The organism is Phyllobacterium sp. SL163, from assembly GCF_049896885.1.
GTDB classification, from domain to species: Bacteria; Pseudomonadota; Alphaproteobacteria; order Rhizobiales; family Rhizobiaceae; genus Phyllobacterium; species Phyllobacterium calauticae.
Genome location: NZ_JAFCVE010000002.1, coordinates 238,337 through 255,452 on the forward strand (window position 1 = coordinate 238,337; position 17,116 = coordinate 255,452).

Sequence of the window (17,116 nt, forward strand, 5' to 3'; positions counted from 1 at the left end):
GCAATAAGGTCAAATGAGTGTTCAACTTGCAAGTGCCGCAGGGCGCAGTATTTGCAGGCATTGTTGGATGGAGGCCTGTTCGAGCCCGGCATAGTGGGCAAATTCGTCGAGGACCGCCGTACCGAGGTCAGTCTCGAATTCGCGCTGGCTGGGGCTGGCGACAAATTTCTGGCTGGCTTCGTCACCGAGATTGGACTGGAAAATACCCGCTGCGCTGACGGGGAGAAAATCCTCGTAGACGATAGGATCGAACCGCACGGCACCGCGTGCGATCAAGGTCTCGATATCCCCAGCCTCGCGCGTGGTCACGCGGCCCGCAAAGCTCTCGACGACCGAATAGCGGAAATAGCCGAGACCGTCGCGGCGAATGTCCGCCCAATTGTCGGGAAACGCTTTGAACGTTTCCGACAGGGCGGCGATATAGGCTTTCGCGTTGGAGCCATCAGCCGCCGGACGAATGATCTTGCGGGTGTCATTCAGCAGCCTGTCATAGAGGGCCCGGCCCTTTGGTGTCAGTGCAATGCCGCGCTGCTCGATTTCGCCAAAGCGTGCGGTGTGCGAGCCCGTTTCCCATGTGCCGTCGGAATTTTGAAACGATACATTCTCTTCCAGCGCCTTGAACGATGTCTGGCGCAAGAGGATGGGGCAGGCCCGCGTGGGCGGGCCTTCAATGACCGCCTTGGGAGAAATGCCGTGTTCCGGCATCAGCTCCTGCACCGCATCGATGTCGAGGGTGCGCGGCGTCAGATGATTGATGTGCGGCCCCTTGAACGAGACGACATCGGCAATGAGCCGGTGGGCATCGTGCAGGCGCTGGTAAAGCGTTCCGCTGACGCTCGCCCGGTCGTGCCAGCGAAATGTCTCGAGAATTTCGCTCACGAATATTGCCGCGTCGTCAGAACCAAGGCCGCCTTGGGCTTCTGCCTTTTCAACGAGAGCAATGGCCTTGTCGGTGAAAATCTGCCGCGCGTCCAGAATGGCACGCGCCTTTTTCCGCAAGCCGGCATCGCCGATCAGGTTGAGGCGCAGCAGCGACGTGAACACCCGAAACGGATTGATCTTCAGCGCGGCATCATCGACCGGACGGAAAGCCGTGGAATGGACGGGAACGCCTGCCTCGCTCAAATCGTAATAGCCGACGGGATACATGCCCATAACAGCGAAGACGCGGCGCAGCATGGACAGCTCTTCCGGCGTGCCGACGCGGATCGCGCCGTGGCGCTCTTCCGATATGCGGTCAAGCGTATCGGTTTCCTGCAACTGGTCCTTCAGTTCCGGGGATGTTGCCAGTGTCTTGCCGTTCACCTCGGCAACGAGGGACATGAGTGTGCCATAGGCGGGAACCTCCGTCCGGTACATGGATGACATGGCGGCCGAAAAGGACGCCCTGATCACGTCGGATGACGCAAACGTGCCTGATTTCATTGTGTTCTGTTCCGCTTTGTTGCTGCAACAGCATAAACTATCGCTGTCATGCTCAAACTGGATTATAGAGTGATGATATCGCCAAAGATTGCGATGAATTGAACTAGGTTGATGCGAGATAAGAATGAAGTTAAGCCGCCGTCTGATTCCTGACATCGATATCCTGCAAACCTTCGAGTGTGCGGCGCGCCATGGCAGCTTCACGCAGGCGGCAAAGGAGCTGAACCTCACGCAGAGTGCCGTCAGCCGCCAGATGAGTGAGCTGGAAAGCCAGATCGGCGTCCTGCTTTTCGAGCGCATCCGGCAAAGGGTGGTTCTGTCCGATGCCGGGCAGAAATTCCTGCCCGAAGTGCGCCGCCTGCTTGGGCTGACCGAGGAAACCATGCTGCGGGCCATGGCGGCATCGCAATCGGCGTCATCCCTGAGCATTGCAACATTGCCGACCTTCGGCAGCCGCTGGCTGATGCCGCGCCTGCCGGATTTTCTGCGGCTCTATCCGGATATGGCCTTGAGTGTTGCATCACGCTCGCAACCCTTTGATTTCGAGGAAGAGCCCTTTGATCTGGCAATCCATTACGGTCAACCGGTCTGGGCTCATGCCACCTGCACATATCTTTGCAGTGAAATGATTGTTCCCGTCGGCAGCCCGGAACTGCTGGCCGCCAATCCCGTCGTCACACCGGCCGAACTGGCCGGCTCAGCACCGCTGCTGCACCTTTCGACGCGGCCGAAAGCCTGGGCCGACTGGTTTGAATCGGTACAGGCGGAGGTGGTCAGCCCCTATAAGGGCCATCGTTTCGAGCATTTTTCCATGGTGATCGAAGCTGCGCTGGCAGGATTCGGTTTTGCACTGGTGCCGCGTTATCTCATCGAGCATGAATTGGCGTCCGGTCGCCTGCAGGTGTTGTTCGATCAGCCGCTGACGACAGAGAACAGCTATTATCTCGTCGTGCCGGACCACAAGAAAGAAAATCCCATGGCCCAGAGCTTTTTTGCATGGATCGCCGATCAGGTCAGCAAACGTCCCTAGGGTCGAGACCTTGTGGGTCATTCGCCCGCCGCATCACCTCTTCAACGAATTTCACTTTCGTTGCCGAAAACCCGGTCTATAAGCAGAATGGACGATGAGTCTGTGCAAGATTGCCGGCAAAGGCCGGACCGACCTGACGGTGACCCCATGCTGAATGATGAACGCTCCCACGGCCTCTGGGAAAAGACCGCGCCGCCCGCGCCGGCAACGCAGAAGCTGGCGGGCAATATTTCTGTTGATGTCGCCGTCATCGGTGCCGGTTTCACCGGGCTTTCCGCAGCTCTGCATCTGGCCGAAACAGGTAAAAGCGTTGCCGTTCTCGATGCCGTCGAAATCGGCTATGGCGGATCGGGCCGCAATGTCGGCCTCGTGAATGCCGGTATGTGGGTGATGCCCAACGACCTGCCGCAGGTTCTGGGGCAGGTGCATGGCGAACGTTTGCTGGAACTGCTCGGCAATGCGCCCCAATCCGTCTTCAATCTCGTCGACAAGCATAAGATTGCCTGCGAACTTGAACGCAAGGGTACCTTGCATTGCGCCGTCGGCAAGAGCGGCGTCAAACAGCTGGAACAGCGGGCTGAACAGTGGCTGGCACGCGGCGCGGCCGTCCGCCTGCTGGGCGCAGAGGAAACCGCCGAGAAGGTCGGCTCGACCGCCTATGCCGCTTCGCTGCTGGACAATCGCGCCGGCACGATTCAGCCGCTGGCCTATGTACGCGGCCTTGCAACCGCTGCCATTACCGCTGGCGTTGCCGTCCATACGGGAACCCCGGTGACATCCACGACCCGCTCCGGCGACCGCTGGATCGTCAATACCCCGTCAGGAACCGTGTCGGCTGAGTGGGTTGTCGTGGCAACCAACGCCTATACGACGTCACCCTGGCCGGAACTGCGAGCCGAACTCCTGCATCTGCCCTATTTCAATTTTGCCACGACGCCGCTGCCGGAAGACGTGCGCAACACGGTTTTGCCTGAGCGCCAGGGCGGCTGGGACACCAAGGAGATACTGAGCTCATTCCGGATGGATCAGCGCGGCCGCCTCGTGTTCGGCAGCGTGGGGGCGTTGCGCGGCACGGGAATGGCCGTCCACAAGGCGTGGGCTGCCCGGTCGATCCGCAAACTGTTCCCGCAGATCAGGGATGTGACGTTTGAGGCGGGCTGGTACGGCCAGATCGGCATGACCAACGACAACCTGCCGCGATTCCATACCCTCGCGCCGAAGATCATCAGTTTCAGCGGTTACAACGGGCGCGGCATCGCTCCGGGCACGGTCTTCGGCCGGGTCCTGGCTGAACACATCGCCGGCAGGATATCCGATGCCGACCTGCCTTTGCCGGTGACGAAACCCCGGGAAGAGGGTCTGCGCACCTTGCGCGAGGGATATTACGAAGTGGGTGCCCAGCTGGCGCATTTCGTTGGCAACCGGGTTTAGGCGAAATCTGCAGCTGTTTTCGAGCGTTATTTCACGAGCGCTGGTTTCTGCGATACCGGTGGAATGGGCAATCCGTGATCGGTTGCGGCTTCGAGCCATGCCGTTATGGCATCGTGCGCGTTGCGCACCGCTTCCTCGGGCGTGTTCCCGTCGCTCATGCAATCGGGTAGATCGGGAACATAGGCAATGAAACCGCCACCGTCTGCATGGGGTAGCGGGGAAACGATCACCGAATAATCATAGTAGATTATGCCATGCTGCATTTGCTCAAACCGTTTGCTCATAGCTTGATGTCAGTTGCTGTAGTCAGAACTATGTATCAGCGGATTATTTTGGGTGAAATTGGTACTTGGTAGCAGAGACGAAAGGAGCAATCGCTATCTTGGCGGCGCGCCCACTTCATTTGCTTGCCATTCGGATGAACCCGACATATCTCTTATGCATGGACAGCAAGAAGCCAATGCGGCACACAAGACCCAGTGTCTCAGCCAGCATCCTCGCGGCGGTCAAGAACCGCAACAAGCGCCCGACTGGCGTGACCAAGGTCGTGCGGAACGATACAGTCATTGCGTCCTACAATGTCCATAAGTGCGTCGGCATCGACAAGAAGTTCGATCCTGACCGCATTGCCCATGTCATTGGCGAACTTGGGGCAGATGTTGTCGCTGTGCAGGAAGCGGACAAACGCTTCGGCGAACGGTCCGGCCTGCTCGATCTTGCCCGGCTGGAACGCGAGAACAATCTTGTGCCCGTGCGTGTGGCATCGCTCTACCCCAAGGGGCACGGCTGGCACGGCAATCTGCTGCTTTTCCGTGAAGGTGTCGTGCGGCGGGTGCAGCAGCTGAGACTGCCGGGGCTTGAGCCGCGCGGCGCTCTGGTGGTCGACCTCGATCTCGAAGCTGGCCCTCTGCGCATCATCGCCGCGCATCTTGGCCTGCTGCGGCATTCCCGCATGCAGCAATCCGAGGCGATTCTCGATGCGGTTCATGCGGATCCTTCTCGCCCGACGCTTCTGCTCGGCGACCTGAATGAATGGCGCGTCGGCAGGGGGTCGTCATTGCATTTCCTGCATCCGGTCTTCGATCCGATGAAGAATGCAGTGCCCAGTTTTCCCTCGCGTTTTCCGGTGCTGGCGCTGGATCGCGTGCTCGGCCATCCGCACAGTCTGGTCACCGGCATCGAGGTGCATGACACGCCGCTTGCCCGCGTGGCATCGGATCACCTGCCGATCAAGGCCTATGTCGACCTGAAGGGGGCCCTGGCCGAAACGGCGGAAATCAGAGATAGGGCGAGCCTAGCCAGATAATCCGGTCGAGCAGCCGCACCCAGAATGAACGGGCGCGCAGGCTCTGCAACAGGACCGGTTTTGCGGTTTCAATGGCCGTCTCGATGAGCCCTTCCACTTTTTCTGCAAATGCCGCGTCCATGATCTCCAGGTCAACTTCGAAGTTGAGGCGCAATGACCGCGGATCAAGATTAGACGACCCGACATAGGCCCACTGTCCGTCGATGGCCAGAAGCTTGGAATGGTTGAAATTGCCGCTGGCGCGCCAGATGCGGCAATGGCTCTTGAGAATCTGGTCGAATTGCGCGGTCATCGCGCGATCAACGAGTTTCAGATTGTTGACCGCCGGCACGACGATATCAACCTCGACACCCCGCCGGGCTGCGGTCACCAGAGCGCTGATCAGTTCGCGATCCGGCAGGAAATAGGGCGACATGATCCGGATATGGTTTCGCGCCACGGAAAACGCCCCCATCAGCATGCGATGATTGGCTTCCACGCTCTTGTCCGGCCCGGCCGGGACAGCCCGGATAAAGACGGGATCGCCCGCCGGCGTTTCTGGCGAAGCAATCAGCCAGGGATCGCCAGCCAGCTGTTCACCCGTGGTGAAGCGCCAGTCTTCCGACGCGATATGGAAGAGGTCGGTGACGATCGGGCCGGTCAATCTGAAATGGGTATCGCGCGCATGGTCCTTGCCGGCAATTTCTTCGGAAAAACCGGCGCGAATGTTCATGCCGCCGGTAAACGCCGTTGTCCCGTCGACAATCAGAATCTTGCGGTGGGTCCGCAGGTTCGCATAGGGCAGGCGCAAGCCGATGATGATGTTGCCGTTGAACACGTCGGTGTGCACGCCGCCTTTTTTCAGATAGCCGACAATACTCGGTATGGAATAGCGGGCTCCGACAGCGTCGATGAGAACACGGACTTCAATGCCGCGCTGGACGGCAGCAATCAACGCATCCGCCACGCGAAAACCGATCTTGTCCCGGTCGAAAATGTAGGTCTCGAGCAGAATGCTGCGCTGAGCTGCGTTAATATGGTCGATCATCGAACGGTAGGCATCGTCTCCGCTTTGCAGCATGGCGATGTCGTTGCCGGTTGTCAGGCGGCAGCGGCTCACCCGGTCGCCGAGCGTTTTCATGGCGGCAAAGCGTTGCCCGAAATGCGCAAGGACATTCCCTTCGTCCGCATCGAAACGCATCAGGTGATCCTGACCGATTTCGTGCAGGAAGGCGCGCTGCGAGCTTATGGAGGAGCGCCTGATCCGGTTGATGCCGGCGACCGCATAAATGACCGCGCCGATCACCGGGGAGAGGATGATGACGCCGACCCAGCCAATGGCCGCGCGCACCTCCTCCTTCGTCATGGCCGCATGGACCGCGGCGGGAACGCCGAGGACGATGGAAAGGACAAAGAAGATTTGGGGCCAGTAGGTGGGAAGATAATCACTCATTTGCGAGTGTCATATCACGATATTGAATCCCGGCGCGAGCGCCATTCGGCGAGAGAGACGGGTTGATCCGGTATGCGGATTTCAAAACTTGTGCCCGCGCCTTCGCCGCCGCGCAGTTCAATGGTGCCGCCATGCGCGCGAACCAGCTCGTGCACAATGGCAAGGCCGAGCCCGGTACCACCGGAGCGGGCCGAGCCCTTGAATGCGGTGAACAGGTTCTCGCGCGCCTTGGGCGGCAGTCCCGGGCCGGTATCCTCAATGCCGATGATCGATGTGGCGCCAATTTGTCCTGCCGTGATTGTCAGCCGTTTGACGATGGAGATGTCATCACCCGTAACGCCGCTCATGGCTTGAACGGAGTTGCGGCAGAGATTCGAAATCACGCGGAAGAACTGATCCGGATCCGCGTCGACCTCAAAACTCTCCGGTACGAGGTTTTTGAATTCAATCCCCGACTTTGTATCAAGATTGAGCATTTCTTCCACATCGCTGACGATGGTGTGCAGCTTCACCCGGCGCCGCTGTGGCGGCGGTTCCTGTGTTCCGCCATAGGCAAGCACGGTCTGGGAGTAGTTGATGGCTCGGTCGATCGTCCGTACGAGTTTCGGCACCATGCGCTGAATGGCGGGGTCGCTGGCATTGGCGAGGTGATCGGACATGAGCTGGGCAGACGCGAGAATGTTGCGCATGTCGTGGTTGATTTTGGAAACGGCAAGGCCAAGGTCGGCCAGGTGTTTCTGCTCGGACAATGTGCGCTGCAAGCGCTGCTGCATGTCGGCCAGCTCGCGCTGGGCAATGCCAAGCTCGTCCTCGCGATTGTCCGGCTGGATGACGCGCTGCGGATCATCCGGCTGCTGGGCAAAGGCCAGCATGTTTGCGCTCATGCGCTGGATCGGCCGGATAAGCAGGTGGCTGATGGCAAGGAAGACCAGACCGGCGGTAATGACCGAAATGAACATCGAAATCAGCGTCAGATTGCGGGCATAACGCAACATCGCGTTGCGCAGGGGCGCATCGGATGTGATGAGCTCGATGACCTTCCCCGTCTCGCCGATAGGACCATAAACGCGGATGATGCGGTTGCCGCCATTGATGAGGGTATCGAATGCATCGCGGATCGTGGTCAACGGGTCAGTGACCGTCATGTCGATATGCCGATCGACCTTGGATGGCATGTCCGACACCGCCAGCAATCGTGACGCGCCCATTTCGCGCAGGGCAATCGCCTTGGTGCCCGTGGCAAGAAGCACATCGTTCTGTACGCTCTGCGGAATATCCTTGTCGTCGCTTGCCGCTAGCACGACACTCGCCGCCGCAACGGTATTGAGGCGGTCCGAAAGCCAGCGCATGCGCATATCGGCCATGGTCGGAACGAAAATCATCACTTCGGCCAAGAGGCCGAACAGGATGGTGAGGCGCAACAGCTTGCCTGAAAGGCGTTTGAGGATCGGCAAGCGACGTCCCGCGTGCTGCATACGCGCGCCTGCCGGTTGCTGATCCTGTTGCGTTACCGCCATATTTGCTCCATCAATGCCCGATGTAGGACAAACGTTGCGCCGGTACAATAAATCACTTCCCGATTTTTGCCTATGCGTGAATTGTCCGGTATCAATTGACTTCTTGGTATCATGCCTCTATAAGCCGCGCACGTCCGGGTTGACCGCCCCGGCGGCGTGTTGTTATGCGCCAATGGCGGTCCTGATATGCTCCTGTCAAAGAACAGACCACAAGAAGGGCCGCACACCGCGGTATTAAACAAATGAAGCGTACTTATCAGCCATCCAAACTTGTCCGCGCACGTCGTCACGGGTTTCGCGCCCGTATGGCTACTGCAGGCGGCCGCAAGGTTATCGCAGCACGTCGTGCTCGCGGTCGCAAGCGGTTGTCGGCATAAGGCGTTCCGCGCAGGTTTGCGCGGTTGGCCGAAGTTGGCATTGCAGGAATGAATGATCAAAAACCACTCCGCCTTCGCAAGAGAGCGGAGTTTTTGGCTGTTCGGGCCGGAGAAAAACGCCGCGGCGGCTTTTTTCTGCTCGAAGTCAAGGAGCGCGAAGACCGGCAAGGTCCGCCGCGTGTTGGTTTTACAGTCACAAAAAAGAACGGAAATGCCGTTATCCGCAATCGCATCAAGCGCCGGCTGAAAGAGGCTGTACGCGTCAATGTTGCAGGTGACATGGCCCCCGGAACCGACTATGTGATCGTTGCTCGCCGTGACGCGCTTGATGCGCCATTTGCGGACTTATCCCGGGAACTCTCGAAACGGGTTTCCAAAAAATACCAAACCGGCGTTTCCCCAAGACATGACCGGCCCAACAGGACCCGATAATGGAAACCAATCGTAATTTCTTTATCACCATCGCCTTGTCCGTCGTTATTCTGGGACTGTGGCAGGTGTTCTATATGGGCCCCAAGATCGAGGCCGAGCGGCAGCAGGCACAGATTGAAGCCACACGCCAGGCGCAGACCAAGGCCGCCGGGCAGCCCGCGACGCCAGCCGGTACGCCAGCAAACAATTTGCCGGCATCCACACCCGCCGCACCCGGTGCCAATATTCCCGGCCAGACGCCGGATGCCGCTCAGGCCGGCAGCATCACCCGTGCCGCCGCGCTCGGGCAGACGTCGCGTGTGCAGATCGACACGCCAAGCCTCAGCGGATCCATCAGCCTGACCGGCGCGCGTCTGGATGACCTGCAGCTCAAGCAGTATCATGAGACTGTCGACAACAATTCACCGACCATTCAGCTGTTAAGCCCTTCGCAAATGGCAGACGGGCAATTTGTCGAAATCGGGTTCACCGGCAATGAGACATCGGGCACGGTTCCCGGTCCGACGACCGTATGGACGGTGGACGGCAACAGCAAGCTTAGCCCATCGACCCCGGTTACCCTGACGTTTACCAACGAAAAGGGCCTGGTTTTCAAGCGCACCTTCAGCGTCGACGACAATTATATGTTCACGGTCAAGGATGCCGTGACGAACGGAACCTCCGTGCCGGTTTCACTGGCCTCCTACGGTCGTGTCACGCGGTTCTACAAGCCTCTGCATGCCAGCACCTATGTGTTGCATGAAGGTCCAATCGGCGTGATCGCTGGAAAGCTGGTCGAATACAAATTCGCGGCAATCGAGAAGGAAAAAGAGGTTTCTCCTGAGAAAACAGACACTGGCGGCTGGATCGGCATCACCGATAAATATTGGGCCGCTGCGCTTGTTCCATCGCAAACGAAGCCTTTCAAGGCGCGCATGTCCTACTTCGACAATGGCCGTCCGCAGTATCAGAGCGATTATCTGTCCGATCCGACAACGATTGAGCCAGGCCAATCCACAACGATCGAGAACCTCGTTTTTGCCGGCGCCAAGGAAGTTGGCAAGATCAATGGCTATATGAACAACCTGCATATTCCATTGTTCAAGAATCTGATCGACTGGGGCTGGTTCTACTTCATCACCGAACCGATGTTCTATCTCATCGACTGGCTGTACAAGGCCATCGGCAACTTCGGCGTGGCCATTCTCGTTGTTACGGTCCTGCTCAAGGCGCTGTTCTTCCCGCTTGCCAACAAGTCCTATGCGTCGATGGCGCGCATGAAGCTGGTTCAGCCGAAGATGACCGAAATCCGCGAGAAATATGCGGATGACAAGGTCAAGCAGCAGCAGGCCATGATGGAACTCTACAAGACCGAGAAGATCAACCCGATCGCTGGTTGCTGGCCCATCCTGATCCAGATTCCGGTCTTCTTCGCGCTCTACAAGGTGCTGTACGTCACCATTGAAATGCGTCACGCGCCGTTCTTCGGCTGGATCCAGGATCTGGCCGCGCCGGATCCGACATCGGTGTTCAACCTGTTTGGTCTCATTCCATGGACTGTTCCGGCGTTCCTGATGATCGGTGTCTGGCCGCTGATCATGGGTGTGACGATGTTCCTGCAGATGCGCATGAACCCGACGCCTCCCGATCCGACGCAGGCCATGATCTTCAACTGGATGCCGCTGATCTTCACGTTCATGCTGTCCAGCTTCCCGGCCGGTCTGGTGATTTACTGGGCGTGGAACAACTTCCTGTCGATCACCCAGCAGGGTATCATCATGAAGCGGCAGGGCGCGAAGATCGAACTGTGGGACAATCTCGCGGGGCTCTTCAAGAAGAAACCCAAACCCGCGGAATAGGCGGGTTTCACTCGAATGCCGAAAGCCCCCGCGTCATACCGGGGGCTTTTCATTTGCCGGTGAACGGCGCCGTTCAGTTGACAAGGCGGCGATAACATTGAATGCAGGTGGCTGCGGCCACCCCATGAACGGACGGAAAACAACGTGAGCGAAACCAACGACAATACGAACCGGCTGATCGAAAAGGGCCGGATGCTCTTTGCGCAGGGCTGGGTTTTCATTCGCGGCGTTCCGTCCATGAAATTCCTGCCGCCCGAAGGGCCTATCGAAATCGCCTTCGCCGGGCGCTCCAATGTGGGCAAGTCGTCCCTCATCAATGCGATCATCGGCCAGAAAGGTCTGGCGCGCACCTCCAACACGCCGGGGCGCACGCAGGAACTCAACTATTTCGTCCCGGATGGCCATTCCGGTGAAAATGGCGATCTGCCGCCGCTCGCCGTGGTCGATATGCCGGGCTACGGCTTTGCGGAAGCACCGAAGGAACAGGTCGACGCATGGACGCGGCTTGTCTTCGATTACCTGCGCGGCCGTACCACGCTGAAGCGCGTCTATCTGCTTATCGATGCCCGTCACGGTGTGAAGAAGAACGATGCGGAAGTGCTGGATCTGCTGGATCGCGCGGCGGTGTCCTACCAGATCGTTCTGACCAAGATCGACAAGATCAAGCCTGCCGGTGTGCCGCGCCTCATGGAAGAAACGGCGCAGGCCATCAAAAAACGTGCCGCTGCCTATCCAACGATCCTTGCCACATCGTCGGAAAAGGGCGGCGGGCTGGATGAGCTGCGCGCTGCAATCGCACTTCTCCTCGAAGAATAGAGCCTTACCAGCGTCCTTGATTTCAGATGCTGCTCACAGCGCCCGCTGCGACCACAGCACCGGTGGGCGCTCCGCTTGGAGAGCCGCCTGCCGGTTCAACCGAAATGGCCAGGGTCGTTCCATCCCGCAGCTTTGCGGCAGTTGGCGCAGGTACGTCGAACTCTGTCACCTTGGGCGATTTGAGAACGCCCAGCGACACCGGAGCGTCCTTTCCCGCAATCAGCCAGAGTTCCAGCGACTTGTTCTGCGGAATATCGCCTGAAACCAGCGTGATCCTGAGCTTCCTCGACTTGCCGTCAAAAACAGCAAGGCTTCGCATTGGGCCACTGTCGCTTGCCATGGAGGCAACAAGCTGCGCGGGCGCTGGTCCGGTCTGGCGCAGAACGTACTCCCTGCCGAAGTTGAACAGGACCAGTGCAAGCGCTGCAACGGCAACCGTTCGCCAGAATGCCAGGCTGTTCCAGAAGGAGGCTCCAGCCGCCACGCGGCCCGAGTCGATACCAAAAAGGCGCTGATCGATCTGGCCCTTCAGATAGCTGGGTGCCGTCACCGGCTGAAATTGCACGTTCAATGGGTCGAACCGGTTCTGCCAGTCGGATACGAGGCGCGCAAAGGGAGCATCGGTTTCGATGCGGCGGACGGCATCCTGCCGCTCCTGATCCGGCAGCACGCCCAGCACATACTCGGCTGCGACGAAATCGTCGCCTTCCGGCATTGTGTCATCGGGTGGTATCGTGCTCATCGTTCCAGACATTCCTTCAGTTTCATCAGGCTGCGGCGCAGCCAGGTTCTCATTGTATTCAATGGCACCCGGTGACGGATCGCCAGAAGATCATAGCTCTCGCCGTTCAGATAGGCGCCCCGCACGGCCGCGGCCCGGTCAGAATCCAGCTGATCGAGACACTCGTTGATGCGCTTTGTTTCACCGGATGCAATGGCAGACTGTTCGGGATTGAGGGACGGTTCCGCGAGACCGACCGCCTTTTCCAGTTCGGCTGTTGCTGGCTTGCGGGCCCGCAGCACGTCAATCGAATGATTGCGCGCAATAGCCACCAGCCACGAGATGGGGCTTGTATCCGCGACGGCAAACCGGTCAGCCTTGTTCCAGATCTTGACGAAAATATCCTGCAGTGCATCCTCTGCTTCCGAGCGATTGCCCAAGATACGCAGGCATACGCCGAATAGTTTCGCGCTCGTGGAGGTATAAAGCTTATCGAACGCCGAGCGATCCCGCAAAGCGACCCGTGAAATCAGCTCTGATATGCCTTCGGGTGTCATGCGACCGGCGTTTCCAACTCTTTGATTATCCAGAGTCCTGCCCCTAAGTTAAATCTGCGGATATGTTGTCCTGTCAATGGGCCGCATGCAAAAACGTTCCCGCCCACCCTAAATCATGTTTGCCCATGACCGTCTTTAGGGTTATGAGACCCCGTCCTTTTCAAGCTGGAGCTTGCTTCCCCCATGTCCGAGACTGAGCACACCGCAGAAATTCAGGCAAGCCTTCTATCCGCGGCTCTTCCCTATATGCAGCGATACGAAAACAAGACCGTTGTTGTGAAATATGGCGGCCATGCCATGGGCAACGTGGAGCTTGGCAAGGCCTTTGCCCGCGATATCGCCCTGTTGAAGCAATCCGGCATCAATCCGATCGTTGTGCATGGCGGCGGCCCGCAGATTGCATCGATGCTCGCGCGCATGGGCATCGAATCGAAATTCGAAGGCGGCCTGCGCGTTACCGATGCGAAGACGCTCGAAATCGTCGAGATGGTTCTTGCGGGTTCGATCAACAAGGAAATCGTTGCGCTGATCAATGCGGAAGGCGAATGGGCCATCGGCCTGTGCGGCAAGGATGGCAACATGGTCTTCGCCGAAAAGGCCAAGAAGACGATTGTCGATCCTGATTCCAATATCGAGAAGATTGTTGACCTTGGCTTTGTTGGTGAACCGGTCGAAGTGGACCGCACCCTGCTGGACTTGCTTGCCCGCTCGGAGATGATCCCGGTCATCGCTCCGGTTGCGCCAGGCCGCGACGGCCATACCTATAATATCAATGCCGACACTTTCGCGGGCGCGATTGCCGGTGCATTGGCCGCTTCGCGGCTGTTGTTCCTCACGGATGTCCCCGGCGTTCTCGACAAGGACAAGAAGCTCATCAAGGAACTGTCCGTCGGTCAGGCCCGCGCGCTGATCAAGGACGGCACGATTTCAGGCGGCATGATCCCCAAAGTCGAAACCTGCATCGACGCGATCAATCGCGGTGTCGAAGGGGTTGTCATCCTCAATGGCAAGACCCCGCATTCGGTTCTGCTCGAACTCTTCACGGAACGTGGTGCGGGAACGCTGATCGTTCCCTGATCACCGTTTCAGATGGTCGAGCGGAATCTTGCCCGGCCCCTTGATGTTCTGCAGGACGAGTTGGGTGTGCACATCACGCACACCCTTGAGGCGCATCAGCCGATGCATGACGAAATCGTTGAGATCATCGACAGTGGGCACCATCACGTGCAGCAGGAAATCATGCTCGCCGGTCATCGTCCAGCAGGATGATACCTCGTCCATGCGTTGTATTTCCGTGATGAACCGTTCCGGCGATTCGTCGCTGTGCGATGTCAGTCGCACCTGAACGAAGACCTCGACCATGAGCCCGATGGACCGGCGGTCGATCACGGCGGCAAAGCCTTTGACGACGCCGGTTTCCTGCAGGGCGTCAAAACGTCGGCCGCAGGGCGTGGCCGAAAGCCCGATGGCCTGCGCCAGATCGGTGATGGGCACCCGGCCATTGTCGCGCAGAACCTGCAGCATCTTGATTTCAAATTCGTCAAATCGAGGGGATGTCACTTGTTTTTCTCCAGGATATTATATTTTCCTCTCCAGATAGTGGTTCATTGAGGCAATAAGGTCAAATTCACTCGATTTCTCGGCGTATTCTGGATGTCAGAATGGGAATCGAGGAGGAATTCATGACCATCAGTGTTGAGGCCTATGCCCGTGAATGTGCAGCACAAGGGTTGCGCGGCGACTATCATGCCTGCCAGCCGGATTTTACCGTCGAACAGCAATATGACTATTCGGCGGAAGATCAGGAGGTGTGGCGCACCCTCTGTGACCGTCAGACAAAGCTCACATCGCGGCTTGCCCATCACAGTTACCTCGACGGCGTCGATGCGCTGGGCCTGCTCGACCGTATCCCCGACTTTCATGAAGTAAGCGAAAGACTGCGCAAATTGACGGGCTGGGAGATCGTGGCGGTCCCCGGTCTTATCCCGAACGAGCCGTTCTTCGATCATCTTGCCAACCGCCGCTTCCCGGTCACCAACTGGCTGCGCAGCAAGAAGGAGTTGGACTACATCGTCGAGCCGGACATGTTCCATGACTTCTTCGGCCATGTTCCCATTCTCAGCCAGCCGGTGTTTGCGGATTTCATGCAACTCTACGGTGAAAAGGGTGCCGCTGCGGTCCGTATCGGCGGTGAACAGATGGTCGCACGGCTTTACTGGTACACGGCTGAATTCGGTCTGATGCAGGAAGAGGGCGCCCCGCTCAAGGCCTTCGGCGCCGGCCTGATGTCATCGTTCAGCGAATTGCAGTTTGCGGTCGAAAGCCCGGATGCACACCACGTTCCATTCGATCTGGAAACGGTCATGCGGACCGTCTACGAGATCGACAAGTTCCAGCGCGCCTATTTTGTTCTCCCAAGCTTTGCCGCGCTGCGCGATGCCTTTGAAACCGCCGATATGGCCACCCTTGTTGCCCGGTGGAAGGACAGCCCGCCGCTGGACCCGTCGGCAATCTAGGCTGCGGTTTTCATCGTTGGTTTCACGATGACGCAGTTGCGGCCATTGCGCTTGGCCTCGTAAAGCCTGCGATCGGCGGTCTGGAAATGATCGGCGATCGCCCCGGTCGAGACATCGATCACCCCGCCAATGCTGACGCTGAGCGGAACCTGCTCATTTTCCGGCGTCCGGAATTCAATCAACGTCACATCTTTGCGAATGATTTCGGCAATGGCGCGCACCTCATCCTCGTGTTCCGTGGCCAGGAAAACCGCAAACTCTTCGCCGCCGATGCGGCCGATGCTGTCGTTCTCGCCGATGCTGCGTGAAATGCAGTGGGCAATGGCAGTCAGCGCGCCGTCGCCATTGTAATGGCCGTGCTGGTCGTTGATTTTCTTGAAATGATCCGCGTCGATGATCAGCAGGGATCCGGGTATCTGCCGGCGGACCCTGTCCACATGGGTGAAAAAAGCTTCACGGTTGAGCAGGCCCGTCATGCTGTCGCGGGAGGCTTTCTCCAGGAGCTTGGCATTGGTTTCCTCAAGCTGCAGCATGACCTGACTGAGTTGAAGCAGGGTCACGCGCAGTCGCTCGGACTGCCGGAACACCATCAGCGAGATCGGCGGGGTAATGGTCAACGGACAGATCGTGGCGATCACGAAGCCCATTTTGTTGTGCATGTCGAAAGCACTCATGATGCTCCCGGTGATCAGCAAAGAACAGACAATCGCGATCAGTGTGACAAGCGCACATTTGTACAGAATTCTGAACATTTCACCCCTAATACTGCTACCTGATTACTATGCTGCATTCATGAAGCGGCTGTTAGCGGAAAATGTAAAAACGGTCGTAGTTCGGACTTTTTTCGTCTATTGAGTCGTTATGGCAACAGACTGCCTGTCCCGTTACCGATGTCCCTGCAATGGCGAGTATGCATGACGAAAAATCCCGATCCTCTGAATTTTGCCCATGTAACGGACTGGGTGTTCGATCTGGACAACACGCTCTACCCGCATCATTCCAATCTGTTTTCGCAGATCGACGTGAAGATGACGGGTTATATCGCGGATCTCCTGCAACTTTCCCATGCGGATGCCCGCCAGATGCAGAAGCAGTTCTACAAGGATTACGGGACGACCCTCAAAGGGCTGATGGATCGCTACAATATCGATCCGGACGATTTCCTGCAGAAGGTCCATGATATCGATTATTCATGGCTGGTTCCCAATCCGGCATTGGCCATGGCGATCAAACATCTGCCGGGGCGCAAGTTCATTTTCACTAATGGTGACCGTGGCCACGCGGAGCGGGCGGCCCGGCAACTCGGTGTCCTCGACCAGTTCGACGATATTTTCGATATTGTCGCGGCCGAACTGATGCCCAAGCCGGCGCGGCAGGCCTATGACCGTTTTCTTGATCTGCACGGGATCGATGCCAAGAGCAGCGCCATGTTCGAGGACCTCGCGCGCAATCTGGTCGAGCCGAAGGCGCTCGGCATGAAGACAGTCCTGATCGTGCCGCATAATTTCGAGCCGACGTTCTCCGAGATATGGGAACGCGATCCGGACTATACTGATCACGTCGATTACGTGACCGATGATCTGGCGTCGTTCCTCAATGCGATCCAGCCGGGGCAGGTCCGTGCAGGCATGCCCGCCTGAAGCGATCAGCATCGGTCGAAGCGGTCATCGACGCTGCGGGGTACCGGGTCCTGGCCCGGCGCCGCGCAGCCGCGACGA

The 17,116-nt window shown here is 58.2% G+C and carries 17 protein-coding genes and 1 pseudogene; 10 read left to right on the forward strand and 8 right to left on the reverse strand.

Annotated features, from left to right (window positions below; all coding sequences use genetic code 11):
• Window positions 1-21 precede the first annotated feature (21 nt).
• Window positions 22-1,425 carry a 2-oxoadipate dioxygenase/decarboxylase HglS gene (gene hglS / locus ACP7B1_RS04720; RefSeq protein WP_346308415.1) on the reverse strand — a complete coding sequence of 468 codons (1,404 nt, stop codon included), beginning with the start codon at window positions 1,423-1,425 and terminating at the stop codon, window positions 22-24.
• Between the two features lie 124 nt (window positions 1,426-1,549).
• Between hglS and ACP7B1_RS04725 the strand changes: the two genes are divergently transcribed.
• Together ACP7B1_RS04725 and ACP7B1_RS04730 are read left to right on the forward strand one after the other, a co-directional pair.
• Complete coding sequence (locus tag ACP7B1_RS04725) at window positions 1,550-2,455, forward strand: LysR family transcriptional regulator (protein ID WP_346308416.1); 906 nt, start codon at window positions 1,550-1,552, stop codon at window positions 2,453-2,455.
• 147 nt (window positions 2,456-2,602) lie between these two features.
• On the forward strand, window positions 2,603-3,886 hold the full coding sequence (locus ACP7B1_RS04730; protein ID WP_346308417.1) for an FAD-binding oxidoreductase: 1,284 nt from the start codon (window positions 2,603-2,605) through the stop codon (window positions 3,884-3,886).
• 26 nt (window positions 3,887-3,912) lie between these two features.
• Here the strand turns inward: ACP7B1_RS04730 and ACP7B1_RS04735 are convergent, their stop codons facing one another.
• Entirely contained in the window at window positions 3,913-4,149 is a 237-nt protein-coding gene (locus ACP7B1_RS04735; RefSeq protein WP_346308418.1) for a type II toxin-antitoxin system HicB family antitoxin, read from the reverse strand.
• 197 nt (window positions 4,150-4,346) lie between these two features.
• Here ACP7B1_RS04735 and ACP7B1_RS04740 point away from each other — a divergent pair, with 197 nt between their 5' ends.
• Window positions 4,347-5,192, forward strand: coding sequence for an endonuclease/exonuclease/phosphatase family protein (locus ACP7B1_RS04740; protein WP_346308419.1), 846 nt, complete (start codon window positions 4,347-4,349; stop codon window positions 5,190-5,192).
• Here ACP7B1_RS04740 and cls read toward each other — a convergent pair.
• Both cls and ACP7B1_RS04750 read right to left on the reverse strand, forming a co-directional pair.
• Window positions 5,164-6,624 carry a cardiolipin synthase gene (gene cls / locus ACP7B1_RS04745; protein ID WP_346308420.1) on the reverse strand — a complete coding sequence of 487 codons (1,461 nt, stop codon included), beginning with the start codon at window positions 6,622-6,624 and terminating at the stop codon, window positions 5,164-5,166. The genes ACP7B1_RS04740 and cls overlap by 29 nt on opposite strands.
• 14 nt (window positions 6,625-6,638) lie before the next feature.
• Window positions 6,639-8,141, reverse strand: coding sequence for an ATP-binding protein (locus tag ACP7B1_RS04750; RefSeq protein WP_374042650.1), 1,503 nt, complete (start codon window positions 8,139-8,141; stop codon window positions 6,639-6,641).
• A 242-nt stretch (window positions 8,142-8,383) separates the two neighbouring features.
• Here ACP7B1_RS04750 and rpmH point away from each other — a divergent pair, with 242 nt between their 5' ends.
• The 4 genes and pseudogenes from rpmH (at window position 8,384) to yihA (ending at window position 11,604) form a co-directional block, all read left to right on the forward strand.
• A complete protein-coding gene (gene rpmH / locus ACP7B1_RS04755; protein ID WP_040853797.1) occupies window positions 8,384-8,518 on the forward strand; it encodes a 50S ribosomal protein L34 in 135 nt (44 codons plus the stop codon).
• A 48-nt stretch (window positions 8,519-8,566) separates the two neighbouring features.
• Window positions 8,567-8,966, forward strand: a pseudogene (rnpA, locus tag ACP7B1_RS04760) (ribonuclease P protein component).
• On the forward strand, window positions 8,950-10,788 hold the full coding sequence (yidC, locus tag ACP7B1_RS04765; protein ID WP_346308421.1) for a membrane protein insertase YidC: 1,839 nt from the start codon (window positions 8,950-8,952) through the stop codon (window positions 10,786-10,788). The pseudogene rnpA and the gene yidC overlap by 17 nt, the downstream one beginning before the upstream one ends.
• Window positions 10,789-10,980: 192 nt before the next feature.
• The gene (gene yihA / locus ACP7B1_RS04770; RefSeq protein ID WP_288191831.1) at window positions 10,981-11,604 is read left to right on the forward strand and encodes a ribosome biogenesis GTP-binding protein YihA/YsxC; all 624 of its coding nucleotides are present in this window, start codon (window positions 10,981-10,983) and stop codon (window positions 11,602-11,604) included.
• A gap of 22 nt (window positions 11,605-11,626) precedes the next feature.
• On the opposite strand, the gene ACP7B1_RS04775 is transcribed toward yihA, so the two are convergent.
• Window positions 11,627-12,346 carry an anti-sigma factor gene (locus tag ACP7B1_RS04775; RefSeq protein ID WP_346308422.1) on the reverse strand — a complete coding sequence of 240 codons (720 nt, stop codon included), beginning with the start codon at window positions 12,344-12,346 and terminating at the stop codon, window positions 11,627-11,629.
• Entirely contained in the window at window positions 12,343-12,882 is a 540-nt protein-coding gene (locus ACP7B1_RS04780) for a sigma-70 family RNA polymerase sigma factor (protein WP_223612122.1), read from the reverse strand. Before ACP7B1_RS04780 ends, ACP7B1_RS04775 begins: the two co-directional genes overlap by 4 nt.
• Window positions 12,883-13,065: 183 nt before the next feature.
• Here ACP7B1_RS04780 and argB point away from each other — a divergent pair, with 183 nt between their 5' ends.
• Entirely contained in the window at window positions 13,066-13,959 is an 894-nt protein-coding gene (gene argB / locus ACP7B1_RS04785; protein WP_105737814.1) for an acetylglutamate kinase, read from the forward strand.
• Here argB and ACP7B1_RS04790 read toward each other — a convergent pair whose 3' ends face one another.
• A complete protein-coding gene (locus ACP7B1_RS04790; RefSeq protein WP_223612120.1) occupies window positions 13,960-14,442 on the reverse strand; it encodes an Lrp/AsnC family transcriptional regulator in 483 nt (160 codons plus the stop codon). It abuts the gene before it with no gap.
• A gap of 122 nt (window positions 14,443-14,564) precedes the next feature.
• Between ACP7B1_RS04790 and phhA the strand changes: the two genes are divergently transcribed.
• Complete coding sequence (gene phhA, locus ACP7B1_RS04795; protein ID WP_346308423.1) at window positions 14,565-15,398, forward strand: phenylalanine 4-monooxygenase; 834 nt, start codon at window positions 14,565-14,567, stop codon at window positions 15,396-15,398.
• On the opposite strand, the gene ACP7B1_RS04800 is transcribed toward phhA, so the two are convergent.
• Window positions 15,395-16,072 (reverse strand): GGDEF domain-containing protein, encoded by a 678-nt coding sequence (locus ACP7B1_RS04800; protein WP_426136621.1) that lies wholly within the window; start codon window positions 16,070-16,072, stop codon window positions 15,395-15,397. The two genes, phhA and ACP7B1_RS04800, sit on opposite strands and share 4 nt — an antisense overlap.
• 240 nt (window positions 16,073-16,312) lie before the next feature.
• On the opposite strand from ACP7B1_RS04800, the gene ACP7B1_RS04805 reads away from it, so the two are divergent.
• Window positions 16,313-17,038: a pyrimidine 5'-nucleotidase gene (locus ACP7B1_RS04805; RefSeq protein ID WP_223612115.1), complete on the forward strand. Its 726-nt coding sequence runs from the start codon at window positions 16,313-16,315 to the stop codon at window positions 17,036-17,038.
• Window positions 17,039-17,116 lie beyond the last annotated feature (78 nt).